This is a genomic window from Tatumella morbirosei (assembly GCF_000757425.2).
GTDB classification, from domain to species: domain Bacteria; phylum Pseudomonadota; class Gammaproteobacteria; order Enterobacterales; family Enterobacteriaceae; genus Tatumella; species Tatumella morbirosei.
Window position 1 is genome coordinate 446,614 of record NZ_JPKR02000004.1, and the last position, 13,129, is coordinate 459,742.

Genomic DNA, 13,129 nt, shown 5'->3' on the forward strand with positions numbered 1-13,129 from the left:
ACTGATAATATTAACCATGAGTAACTGATGATGAGTTTGCAACAGGCTGAAACACTGGAACCGTTACTTTTGCCTTTGCAGGGCCAGAGACTGATTGAAGCCTCGGCCGGCACCGGTAAAACCTATACCATTGGTATTCTGTATCTGCGTTTGTTGCTGGGACTGGGCGGCGAACACGCCTACAGCCGTCCGTTATCGGTCGAAGAGATATTGGTGGTGACTTTTACTGAAGCCGCCACCGCAGAATTACGCGGACGTATCCGTGACAATATCCATGGTTTACGGATTGCCTGTATTCGTGCGGTTGACGGTAAGCGCCGTGAAGCCGAATCCACCGCCCCGTCAGACCAGCCTCTGGTCGAACAGGACAGCGCCTGGCAACCTTTGCTGCAACAGATTACCGATTTACCGGCCGCCGCCGGGTTATTGCTGGCGGCAGAGCGTCAAATGGATGAAGCCTCAATATTCACCATCCATGGCTTTTGCCAACGTATGCTGAATATGAATGCCTTTGAGTCCGGGATGCTGTTTGAACAACAACTGGTGGAAAACCAGCAACAGTTACTGAGCCAGGCCGCCGCCGATTTTTGGCGCCGTTACTGTTATCCGCTGGAGATGGATACTGCCCGCGCAGTTCTGGATAACTTTAGCGGTCCTGAGCATTTACTGGCTTCTCTGTTGCCGTGGTTGCAGGGGGAGATGCCGGAGATTAAAGCCCCGGTCGCTGAAGATCAGAGTCTGCAACAATGCCATCAGCAGAATATGCAGCGTATTGATGCGCTGAAACAGGCCTGGTCTGCGGCGTCGCGGGACATCCGGGAGTTGGTTGAGCAGTCTGATGTAGATAAGCGCAGCTACAGCAAAAAGAATTTACCGGTCTGGCTGGAAAAACTGGATCTTTGGGCCGCAGATGCACACAGCGGTTATCAGCTGCCAAAAGAACTTGAAAGATTTACTCAAAGTGCACTGAACGAAAAAACCAAAAAGGGCCAGGCTCCACAGCATCCGGTATTTACGCAAATTGAACTGTTTTTACAGCAGCCAGTCACCCTTTATGATTGTCTGGTCAGTCATGCATTGCGCGAAATTCGTCTTTCTGTGGTACAGCAAAAGCGCCAACAGGCCTTGTTAAGTTTTGATGATCTGCTCAGCCGGCTGGATTATGCCTTGCAACACGAGGCGGGGCCGGCGTTGGCCGAATCTATCCGCCAGCGTTACCCTGTGGCAATGATTGATGAATTTCAGGATACCGACCCGTTACAGTACCGGATCTTCAATACACTGTATGGTGGCCAGGCGCAAAATGCCATGTTGCTGATTGGTGATCCAAAACAGGCTATCTATGCCTTTCGTGGCGCGGATATTTTCACCTATATTACCGCTAGAAAACAAGTCAGTGCTCACTATACGCTGGGCACCAACTGGCGTTCGTCACCGGCGATGGTCGCCGGCGTAAACCGTTTGTTCTCCGGCACAGAAAACCCTTTTATCTTCAGCGACATTCCTTTTCAGCCGGTCGCTTCCAGTGAGCGTAACCAGGCGCTCAGCCTGCAACTGGACGGAGAGATCCAGCCGGCACTGCGCTTCTGGCTGGCCCCCGGCGAAGGCATGGGGGTAAGTGAGTACCAGCAAATCATGGCGAAACAGGCGGCGAATGATATTGCCCGCTGGCTGACGGCCGGACATCAGGGTAAGGCCTGTTTTATCGACAGTAAGCAGCAGTCAAGACCGGTGACGGCTGCAGATATTACGGTGCTGGTGCGTAGCAGCCGTGAAGCCGGAATCATCCGTGAAGCCTTACAGGCCAAAGGGATTGCCTCGGTATATCTCTCCAGCCGCGACAATGTCTGGCTGACGACCGAAGCCCGGGAACTGTTGTGGATTTTACAGGCAATACTGGCTCCTGAGCAGGAGCGGACGTTACGCACTGCGCTGGCCACTTCCATTATTGGTACCGATGCCGCGACCCTGGAACAGATAAGCCAGGACAGTCAGCGCTGGGACGAGGTTACGGACCAGTTTGCCGGCTGGCAGTTGTTGTGGCGCCAGTCCGGAATCCTGCCGATGTTACGCGACCTGATGATTCAGCAACGGCTGGCAGAAAATTTACTGGCCAGTGAGGGCGGAGAACGGCGTCTGACTGACATCATGCACCTGGGTGAGCTTTTACAGGAAGCCTCTGTACAACTGGACAGTCCCCACGCGCTGGTCCGCTATCTCAGCCGGCAGATTCTGCATCCGGATATCAACGCCAGCAGCCAGCAGTTGCGACTGGAAAGTGATCGTCATCTGGTGCAGATAGTCACTATTCATAAATCGAAAGGGCTTGAATATCCCCTGGTATGGTTACCCTTCGCCGCCAGTTGGCGACAGGCGGAAGCCGCTTTATATCATGACCGGGAAAGCTATTCGGCGGTGCTGGATTTACAAAAGCAGGAACAGAGCCTCGAACTTGCCGAGGAGGAGCGACGTGCCGAGGATTTAAGGCTGCTCTATGTCGCGTTGACCCGTTCGGTCTGGCATTGCAGTATCGGTCTGGCTCCGCTGTTCCGTGGAAACCGTAAAGCTCAGGGAGAGACCGATATCCATCACAGTGCTATTGGTTATCTGTTACAGCAGGGGCAGCCAGCCACGGCAGAACAGCTACGTCAGTACTTACTCAGCCTGGAAGACGGGAATATCGGGGTGGTGAGTGCTGATAATGCCGAGGCCGGCGACTGGCATGACACAGTAATCTCAGATAAGGCGCTGTCCAGCCGTCAACTGACCAGATCACTCAATGATTTCTGGCGGGTCACCAGCTACTCGGGCCTGCAACGACACGGCGGCTCACGTCTGCTGGATATCATGCCGGGTTTTGATATTGATGCAGCCGGTGAGCAGCAAAATGAACAACCCTTGTCACTGACCGCGCATCACTTTCCGCGTGGCGCAGGTCCGGGGACATTTCTGCACAGCCTGTTTGAACAACTGGAGTTTAGTCAGCCGGTGTCTGAACAGTGGCTGGCCGACCAGCTGGCCGCACACGGTTATCCGCCTCACTGGGTTCCGGTATTGCTGCAGTGGCTGAATACTTTGCTTAACACCCCGCTGGCGACTGACGGGTTATCATTATCGGCGTTGTCGCCACAGGACCGGCTGGTGGAAATGGAGTTTTATCTGCCGATTGGTCAGTTGTTACAACCGCAGGCACTGGATAACCTAATGCGACGTTTCGATGATTTGTCTGCGCGGGCTCCGGCGGTGGATTTCTTCCAGGTGAAAGGCATGCTGAAAGGCTTTATCGATTTGGTCTTCCGCTGGCAGGGTAAATATTACCTGCTGGACTATAAGTCAAACTGGCTGGGTGCTGACAGTAGTGCCTATACCCCGCAGGCGATGCAGCAGGCAATGATTGATCATCGTTACGATATGCAATATCAGTTGTATAGCCTGGCGTTGCACCGTTACCTGCAGCAGCGGATTAACGGTTACCAGTACCAACAACATTTTGGTGGGGTGTTCTACCTGTTCCTGCGGGGAATGGGAGGAGAACAGCCGGATAACGGGGTGTTTTATACCTGCCCGGAAGAAGACTTTATCCGGAGTCTGGATAACCTGTTTGCCGGGAATGAGGGAATGACTGATGTCTGAATTTGAACAGTTGCTGAGACAGGCTCAGGACGCTCAGATGTTTCGACCACTGGACCTGCGTTTTGCCAGGCTGGTGGAGCCCGGTGGGACGTCCCCGGAGTTACTGGCTGCCGCCTGTCTGAGTGCCGGCAGTGGAGAAGGGCATGTTTGTTTACCGTTATCCCTGCTTCGGCCGGATAAGCTATTTTCCGGTCGTCAGTTAGCGCTGGCCACAGAGCTCTGGCAGGCCGCCCGGGCACCACAGGAAGCAGAGTTATGGCAGGAACGGCTCAGTCACTGGAATGCGGTGAGTGATGGCTCACTGGCCGCTCCACTGGTGCTGGACAACCACAGGCTTTATTTGCACCGGATGTGGCACCAGGAACGCCAGGTGGCTGATTTCTTTTCCAGTGAATTACCGGCGAAACTTCCCGAAACTTCAGAAGTGAGAGCTATCCTTGATCAGTTATTTGGTGAGGAAGGTAATAACTGGCAGAAAATAGCCGCGGCAGTGGCCCTGACCCGGCAACACTCCGTGATCTCCGGCGGCCCGGGGACCGGCAAGACCACCACGGTAGCCCGGCTGCTGGCGGCCTTACTACTGCTGGAACCACAACGGTTACGTATCTGTCTGGCGGCTCCCACCGGTAAAGCGGCCGCCAGGCTGACGGAGTCGCTGGGTAAAGCGTTACAGGCTTTGCCGGTCAGTGATGCCCTGAAATCCCGTTTTCCGCAGGAAGCGACCACCCTGCACCGGTTACTGGGCGCCAGGCCGGGCACCCGTAGCCTGCGTTATCATGCCGGGAATCCGTTACATCTGGATGTTCTGGTGGTCGATGAAGCATCCATGGTGGATTTATCAATGATGGCTTCTCTGATCAGTGCCTTGCCGCCTGCGGCACGGGTCATCTTTCTCGGAGATCGTGATCAGCTGGCCTCGGTGGAAGCCGGGGCGGTGCTGGGGGATATCTGCCGTTGCGCGGAGTATGGTTACAGCCCGCAGCGGGCCAGCGAGCTTGCTGAGCTCACCGGCGCCAGCCTGAGTGGAACAGTGGTTGAGCAGGCACCTGCGGTGCGTGACAGCCTGTGCCTGCTGCGCCAAAGTTACCGTTTTTCTGCCGGTTCCGGTATCGGGCAACTGGCGGCTGCGGTTAACCAGGGCGATTTGTCCCGGCTCGACACTATCCGTCAGGGCGACTATCAGGATATTGCTCTGCGCTCTCTGGGCTCAGCCGATGACTGGCTGGAGATGCTGGGAGAAATCAGTGACGGTTATGCCGGAATGCTGGAAATGATCCGTCAGCAGTCTGCCCCTGAAGCCGTTCTGCAGGCCTTCGGCCGCTACCAGTTGCTTTGTGCATTGCGTGAAGGACCCTTTGGCGTTAGTGGTCTGAATCAAAGGATAGAGCAACGCTTACGCCAGCAAAAGCGCCTCGCCCCGGCCAGCGGCCAGTGGTATTCAGGAAGACCGGTGATGATAACCCGTAATGACAGTGCATTAGGGCTGTTTAACGGCGATACCGGCATCACCATGGCGGATAGTCACGGGCAACTGAAGGTCCACTTTATGCTTCCGGAAGGGGATGTTAAAGCGGTGCAGCCGAGTCGTTTACCCCCGCATGATACTGCCTGGGCGATGACCGTGCATAAATCTCAGGGGTCGGAATTTGACCACACCGCACTGATATTACCGCCTCAGTTCAGCCCGGTGCTGAGTCGTGAACTGGTGTATACCGCCATTACCCGTGCCCGTAAACAACTGACCATTTACAGTGACGAACAGCTGTTTAACCGGGCGGTTCAGTCGCGAACGGTAAGACGCAGTGGACTGTCGTGGCAACTGGCACAGACCGAAGCCTGACGTATTTCTGCAACGCCCGCCTCTGTCTGACAGAGACGGGCGCTAACTCAGGTCAGGTTCAGCATCAGCACTTTGGAACGACGCTGATAGTTGTACATTTTCTTTTTGGTTTCCGGCAGGGATTCGATATCCACCGGAATAAAGCCACGTTCCTGGAACCAGTGGATACTGCGGGTCGTCAGAACAAAAATTTTCCGCAGCCCCATCATTCGTGCCTGCAGGCAAACATGCTGCAACAATAACTCACCTCTGGACGAACTGCGGTATTCCGGATGCACCGCCACGCACGCCATCTCGCCAATCATCTCTTCAGGGAACGGATAGAGTGCGGCACAGGCTATGGTCAGGTTATCGCGGACAACCACGGTAAATTTATTGATTTCCATTTCCAGCTGTTCGCGGGAACGGCGAACCAGAATACCCTGTTGTTCTAACGGCCGGATTAACTCCAGTATTCCGCCGATATCGTCGATAGTGGCTTTACGGATCTGCTCGGCAGACTCCATCACCACCTGAGTACCAATACCTTCCCGCGAAAACAGTTCCTGTAACAGCGCGCCGTCTTCCTGATAACTGATCAGATGACTGCGGGGAACACCGCTGCGGCACGCCTGAACAGCGCCACGTAAAAAACGCACGGTGCCGGACAGATATTCTCCCTGTTGCTCAAAAGTGTCTACCCGAAGCTGTGCCTGGTTCGGGAACATTTCCGACACGATATTGCCTTCAGCGTCGGTCACGCCTTGTTCCGAGCAGAAACCAATCATTTTTTCTGCTTTCAGTTTGATGGCTACCTGAGTGGCCACTTCTTCCGAGGTCAGGTTGAAGCTCTCACCGGTGACAGAAACGGCCACCGGGCCAATCAGCACAATAGCGTCATTATCCAACTGACGATGAATCGCCTGATGGTCGATACGGCGGATACGTCCTGAGTGGCAGTAATCCACCCCATCATCGACTCCCAGGGGCTGAGCGATAATAAAATTACCGCTGACGACATTGATATGGGCGCCCTGAAGCGGAGTATTGCTAAGACTCATCGATAGGCGGGCGGTAATTTCCAGTTGCAGACGGCCGGCAGCCTGTTTCACCAGTTCCAGCGAAGTTGCGTCAGTGACACGGGTATGTTTGTGATACAACGGCTCCAACTGATGGTCGGCCAGATTCGCATCAATCTGTGGACGGGCACCGTAGACCAGTACCAGGCGAATCCCCAGGCTATGCAATAATCCAATATCATTCACAATGCCGGAGAAGTTCTCATGTTCAATGGCTTCACCACCAAGCATAATGACAAAAGTCTTGTCGCGATGGGCGTTGATGTACGGGACGGTATGACGAAACCCCTGAACTAATTCGGTACTACGTTCCTTCACGGCACTCTCCGGATGAATGGTTATTCGGTTTTATTGTGTTTTTATTCTTTTATGCGTGGGTTTGCAAGTCCTGTCCCGGCCACCGGTTCACCGCTTAGTTCACGATTTTTCGTTAATATAACTTAATTATCATGGGATTAAGTCAGTATTCATCATCATTGGCGGTGAAATGTTTTCTTACCGGAATCACTGTTTGTTGCCATTTTAACCCGTTGCCCGGGGCAGAGAAATGGCGCCGCGCTGTATCTGCCCCTGCCGGGAGATAGGCTGCGTCACTTTGACTGAACAAGGGAACATCAGGCCGCTAAACTAAAGTATGATTCAGTGAAATGACAAACTGATGCTGTCTGATGATTAGGTTGGCTATGCCATGCTTACAGGCGCGAAAATGAGGTTATGGCTGCTGCTGTGAACGGAAGGTAAGAAACATATGCAGGATCCCCATCGTGGCATGTGCCCAGAAATAGGTTTCGATATAGAGAGTCAGTGACTTATGCAGGTGTAAAACCTGGTGCGCCAGGGAGGCATTAGCGCCGTCGAAAGTTATCAGCACAAACCACAATCCGCCACAGACCGCAACCGCATGCAGCGACACAACCCCCAGGCCCTGTACGGTAGCTGCAATACCGCCCGGATGAGCATCGGGTAAGCGTAAACTGAAGAGTGTTCTGAGGTCTTGCCGAATGCCGCGAAAATCCAGGCAAAGCCAGCAAAAATAATAGCGGAAGCCCCGTTGGGAAAGCATCCAGCAAAGCATAATGACACCTAACACCAGAGTGGCAAATCCTGAAATAATATGCAGCCATGTCACTATGCCATCCAGGGAGAATTGTCCCAGGGCTTTCCGGTGTGTCAGGTTGGAATTTATGATCTGAGCCAGAATCAGTAATGCAATCAGCATATGTAGATAACGAAAGAACCGGCTGTCCTGGTGTGGGAGTAGATCACGGATACGATTAGCCATAGCATCAGCCTCGTGGAGAAATTTTTGGTAATATGCCTGCGAAATGTTAGCAATACCTTAATATCCGGAACCTTATCTCTGTTAATCAACCCATAGCCTTTTCCCCGCGACGATCTCGCTCTGTAGATAACGCGTTAGTCCTCACACCGGATAACCCTGACCCGAATGAATACTGACACATCCGAAGGATCTGCTGGTGAGAAGATATTACCGGGGGGAGTCCGCAGAGTTTTTGATTAATCAGTAAAGCGGTCTCAGGAAGAAGAGTGGAACGAAAGCGGCAGAGACAGATGTGAACGCGTAGGTGTCAGAAGCAACGGGTAAAGTCGGAATTACCCCCCGCCAGAGCAAGGGGTAAGAGAAGATCAGGCGACAGAAGAAGGAAGATTAGAACCGGTATCCCGACCTGCCAGGAATCCGTAGAAAATGTAACCTACCAGGGTAATAATGGTGCCGCCAAATACGGCTTCCACGCCACAGGAATAGACCCCGTAGATGCTGTACAGTACCGCAAAGGTACTGACCAGAGAGGCAATACGATACTGCGATTTACTGACATGGTTTTTCTGCATCATCACCTGCAGGCCGGTCATCGACAGTACATAAGGTACCATGTTGATAAATACCGCCAGGTTCAACAGCATATTGAACTGTTTCAGCAGGTTCGGAGAAATCGTCATCGATGCCAGTAACAGTTCCAGTACCAGCATAATCAGCATACCGGCAATAGGTGCATCATTTTTACTGATTTTACCGAAGACTTTCGGGAATAATTTGTCGTCGGCCGCGGCTTTCGACACCTGAGCATTAGTAAACTGCCAGCCCAGCAGCGAACCGATACAAGCGATAACCGCCAGCGCGGTGATAATTTGTCCGACCAGTGGCGTAAACATCATTGAGAACACCAGACCGAACGGTGCGTCGGAGGTGACCAGTTGATCATTGGGTACAATCCCCTGAATCACAGTGGTTGACGCAATGTAGACGATAGCTGCAAATCCGGTACCAAACAGGCAGGCCAGCGGGACGTTACGCTCAGGATTCTCGACCGCATCAGAGTTAGCACCTGCTGACTCTACACCCAGGAATGCCCATAATGTCAGTGAAATACCGGAAGAAATGGCACCGCCGGTAGACATTGAATGTGGGTTCCAGGAGGCACTAAAAATGGCCGGATCGAACCAGAACCAGCCGATCACCGACAGACCGGCTACCGGAATAATGATCCCCCATATGGTGAAGCTTGAGATTTTTCCGGTAATTTTGGGGCCTTTGAAGTTAGCAATCATGGTCACCACCAATATTGCTACCACAGTCAGGAAGGTATGAACCGGTGAACTTTTGATCCATGGCGCGAACGGTGCCATATAGCCTGCAGCAGAGACGGCAATAGCAACACAACTGATCACCAGACAGATATAGTAAGTGTAAGAGGCAATGAAAAAGGCTGATTTGCCATGAGCCTCTTCGGCGTACGCTGACATTCCGCCGGCACGACGGCACAAGGCACCACACTTCGCGAAAGTATAGGCGATACACATCGCACCGACTACGGTCACCGCCCATGATAAAATTGAAATTGCTCCGGTTTCAGCAAGGCTGGCAGGCAGCATGATGATACCTGAGCCCATCATATTCACGGCGACGAGGACCGTCAGATCGACGACTCCCATTTTCCTGGAATTAGAAGCCATAATATTCTCCTGGTTAAAATTATCTGATATTTATATTTGTATTTAAATTCTGTTTTTTTGAATTTAAATATATTTGGTTTTCTTGAAATTAAGTTTTTCTGGCACCACAGTAAATGGAATTATCTTAAATTGAAATTGATCGATATCAAAAACCAGTGGCTTAAATTTATTTTCATATAAATATTCAGATGCCATTTTTTAACAAAATAATAATATATGCGGTTGTTTTTAATTGTTTTTGTGTTGTATTTTTATTGGGTGCTCATATGGAAAATCATATCTTATGAATGAGTATTTAAATATTTTTTTTCGGGAAAAATTAAGCTGGAAAATTTAATTTCTATCGTTTAATTTCATCTGCATCAGGTCAGGCCAATTGTCTTTTTGACTTTCTCACCAGGGAATACATCGCTTGTTTATTCTTCTTTTAAATAAGTGGTGCATGCCTGACCGTTTATACAAAGTATAATAATGAGGATCTTATGTGTGATAAAAATTATTTAGTGGTGGTTAATAAAGCCCTAAGTACTACAACACCACTCACTCCGATTGAGCAAACCGTCGAAAAAATTACCACTTCACTGTTCAGTAAAGGTGAGCAGGTACGTTTTTCCGCCAACTATGCTGAAGCGACCAACTATGTCAGTTCAACAGCGCCGGTCGATTGCGTGATGCTGGAGTGGGCGCCGGAAAAAAGCGCAGAAATTACGGCGTTTTTAAAACAACTGCGTATCCGTCATGAAAAAGCCCCTACTTTTTTACTGATTAATTCTCACCAGGATAATGCTTCTGTGCCTGCGGAGATCATGGGGGATGTGAGTGAAACCTTCCTGGTGTTGGATGACACCACTGATTTTATCGTGGGCCGTTTGCAGTCAGCCGTGGCGCGTTATGAAAAAGTCATTATGCCGCCACTGATGGCGGCGATGATGAAGTATGCGAAAGAGAAAGAATATTCATGGTCGGCCCCTGGACACCAGGGGGGGATTGGTTTCTGTAAAACACCGGTAGGTCGTAAATTCTTCGATTTTTACGGAGAAAATATCTTCCGTACCGATATGGGTATCGAGAGGGCTTGTCTGGGATCGATGCTGGATCACACCGGAGCCTTCGGTGAGAGCGAAAAATATATCGCCGGAGTGTTTGGCGCTGATCGTTCTTACTCTCTGGTGGTGGGAACGTCCGGAGCAAACCGTACCATTATGCAGGCCTGCTGTACTGACCAGGATATCGCGATCTGTGACCGTAACAGTCACAAGTCCATCGAGCAGGGGCTGATGCTGACCGGCGTTCATCCGGTTTATATGACTCCCACCCGTAATGCTTACGGTATTATTGGCCCGATTCCAAAAGCTCAGATGCAACCTGAGGCTCTGCGCCAGAAGATTAAACAAAACCATTTCGCCAGTGAAGCGGCGAATCAGCGGCCGGTCTATAGCGTGGTGACCAACTGTACCTATGACGGTCTGATTTATAATGGCGACACTATCCAGCAGTTACTGGGACAGAGTTGCGATCGTATTCATTTCGATGAGGCCTGGTTTGGTTATTCACGTTTTAACCCGATTTATAAAGGCTTCCACGCGATGCGGGGTGATAAAGCTCAGCATACGGCCGATCAGCCGACCATTTTTGCGACCCACTCTACCCACAAATTACTGAATGCATTGTCCCAGGCCTCCTATATCCACATTCGTGAAGGTCGTGGGAATGTCAAACCGGCACAGTTCAGTCAGGCATACATGATGCATGCCACCACCTCGCCTTTATACTCTATTGCCGCGTCTAACGATGTTGCAGCGGCGATGATGGAAGGTAATCAGGGTATCAACCTGACGACCGAGGTGATCGAGGAAGCCGTGGAGTTCCGCCAGGCGGTTGCCCGTTCATTCCGTGAGGCTGAACAAAATAATGACTGGTTCTTTAAACCCTGGAATGCTCAGACGGTCACCTGTCCGCGTAGCGGAAACCGGTATGATTTTGCAGATGCGCCGATAGAGTTACTGGTCAAAGAGCAGTCATGCTGGACGCTTGACCCGCAGGACAGCTGGCATGGTTTCAGTGATCTGGACGAAAACTGGGTGATGCTGGACCCGGTAAAAGTCAGTCTGTTAACCCCGGGACTGAACAGCGATGGCAGCCTGCAGGACAACGGCATCCCTGCAGCACTGGTGACCGCTTATCTCTCCAGTCTGGGGATTGTGCCGACCCGCACTACCGATTTCCAGGTGATGTTCCTGTTCTCAATGGGCGTGACCAAAGGTAAATGGGCCACCCTGATGAACAGCCTGATGTCATTTAAAAAGCATTATGATGCCGATGCTCTGCTGGCTGAAGTGTTACCTGGCCTGGTGGAAACCGACCCGGCATTGTACGGCAATATGACGATGCAGCAGCTGGGTCAGCGCATGATTTCGTTCCTGAAAACACATAACCCGAGTGAGCAACTGAATAAAGCCTATTCTTCGCTGCCACAGATGGATATGTTGCCACGCGATGCATATACACAGCTGGTCAGGGATAATACCGAGCTGGTCTCTATTTTCGAGCTGGCAGGGCGCACTGCAGCTAACTCCGTGATCCCTTATCCACCAGGAATCCCTATGCTGATGTCCGGTGAGAATTTCGGCGATAAAAACAGTCCGCAAATTGCATACCTGCAGGCACTTCAGGCTTGGGATGATGCTTTCCCGGGGTTCGAACATGAGACCGAAGGGGCAGAGAAAGAGCAAGGGGTTTATCACGTGATGTGTGTCAAAGCCTGATAACTCTTCCGTTCTGTTCACCTGATATAGTTCCGAACGTTAATATTAAGGTAATAATCATCAGTCAGCAGCAGGAATAACCTGCTGCTGACTTTCTGTTATTTATTTCTGGGAAATAAATATTCAATTTATAATGGTCAGATTAATTAATGTGAAGCAATTTTTTACGGGTCATTAATGTAATGAAATGTTAAGCGATGTATTTATCTGTGGGGGGTTGCTTACAGAGCCTGAAGTCGTGGGTGAATTACATGATTAAAGTCAATGAATGATTATTCTGTGAATATTTATCGGGAGTATTTTCTCAGGAAATGGTATTTCTTACCCCGACAAAAATAATATTCCCTGTGTATTCCATTAATTCAGAGAACATCATGACTAATACCATAAAAAACATTAAACATTTAGATCTCGATAAGGCCTTTCAGCAACTGTTAAGAGAGGAACGATTTGGCTCCCAGGCCGAATTTGTTGAATATCTGACGGCGCATGGTTTTGCTCATATCAATCAGTCCAAAGTATCGCGAATGCTGACCAGTTATGGTGCGGTCAGAACCCGTAACGCCAGAATGGAGATGGTCTATTGCCTGCCGGCGGAGCGGGGGATTCCTACCGCGAAAACGACCCTGAAAAGTTCTGTGCTGAGTGTTGAAACCAATGACTGGATGGTCGTTGCACATACGGTTCCCGGTGCGGCACCTTTGATTGCCCGCTTACTTGATTCCTGCGGAAAATCAGATGGGATCCTGGGAACCGTAGCTGGCGATGATACTATCTTTGTCGTTCCGGTGATTGGTATTAATTCTCAACAGTTACAGAAATCAGTAATAGGTATTCTAAATTCAGATGGCTGAAGA

7 protein-coding genes are annotated in these 13,129 nt (G+C 50.8%); 4 read left to right on the plus strand and 3 right to left on the minus strand.

What is annotated here, in order from left to right:
• The first annotated feature begins 30 nt into the window (after positions 1 to 30).
• Positions 31 to 3,633, plus strand: a complete 3,603-nt coding sequence (recB, locus tag HA49_RS13320; protein ID WP_038019385.1) for an exodeoxyribonuclease V subunit beta — start codon at positions 31 to 33, stop codon at positions 3,631 to 3,633.
• Positions 3,626 to 5,473, plus strand: coding sequence for an exodeoxyribonuclease V subunit alpha (recD, locus tag HA49_RS13325; RefSeq protein ID WP_038018272.1), 1,848 nt, complete (start codon positions 3,626 to 3,628; stop codon positions 5,471 to 5,473). Before recB ends, recD begins: the two co-directional genes overlap by 8 nt.
• A gap of 47 nt (positions 5,474 to 5,520) precedes the next feature.
• On the opposite strand, the gene argA is transcribed toward recD, so the two are convergent.
• From argA to potE, 3 genes are all read right to left on the minus strand, one after another.
• Positions 5,521 to 6,849 carry an amino-acid N-acetyltransferase gene (argA, locus tag HA49_RS13330; RefSeq protein ID WP_038018275.1) on the minus strand — a complete coding sequence of 443 codons (1,329 nt, stop codon included), beginning with the start codon at positions 6,847 to 6,849 and terminating at the stop codon, positions 5,521 to 5,523.
• Positions 6,850 to 7,243: 394 nt separating this feature from the next.
• Positions 7,244 to 7,813 (minus strand): cytochrome b/b6 domain-containing protein, encoded by a 570-nt coding sequence (locus HA49_RS13335; protein WP_038018277.1) that lies wholly within the window; start codon positions 7,811 to 7,813, stop codon positions 7,244 to 7,246.
• Positions 7,814 to 8,178: 365 nt separating this feature from the next.
• Positions 8,179 to 9,507, minus strand: a complete 1,329-nt coding sequence (gene potE / locus HA49_RS13340) for a putrescine-ornithine antiporter (RefSeq protein WP_038018280.1) — start codon at positions 9,505 to 9,507, stop codon at positions 8,179 to 8,181.
• Between the two features lie 482 nt (positions 9,508 to 9,989).
• Between potE and adiA the strand changes: the two genes are divergently transcribed.
• Together adiA and argR are read left to right on the plus strand one after the other, a co-directional pair.
• Positions 9,990 to 12,272, plus strand: coding sequence for an arginine decarboxylase (gene adiA / locus HA49_RS13345; protein WP_038018283.1), 2,283 nt, complete (start codon positions 9,990 to 9,992; stop codon positions 12,270 to 12,272).
• A 374-nt stretch (positions 12,273 to 12,646) separates the two neighbouring features.
• The gene (gene argR / locus HA49_RS13350; protein ID WP_046791861.1) at positions 12,647 to 13,126 is read left to right on the plus strand and encodes a transcriptional regulator ArgR; all 480 of its coding nucleotides are present in this window, start codon (positions 12,647 to 12,649) and stop codon (positions 13,124 to 13,126) included.
• Positions 13,127 to 13,129 lie beyond the last annotated feature (3 nt).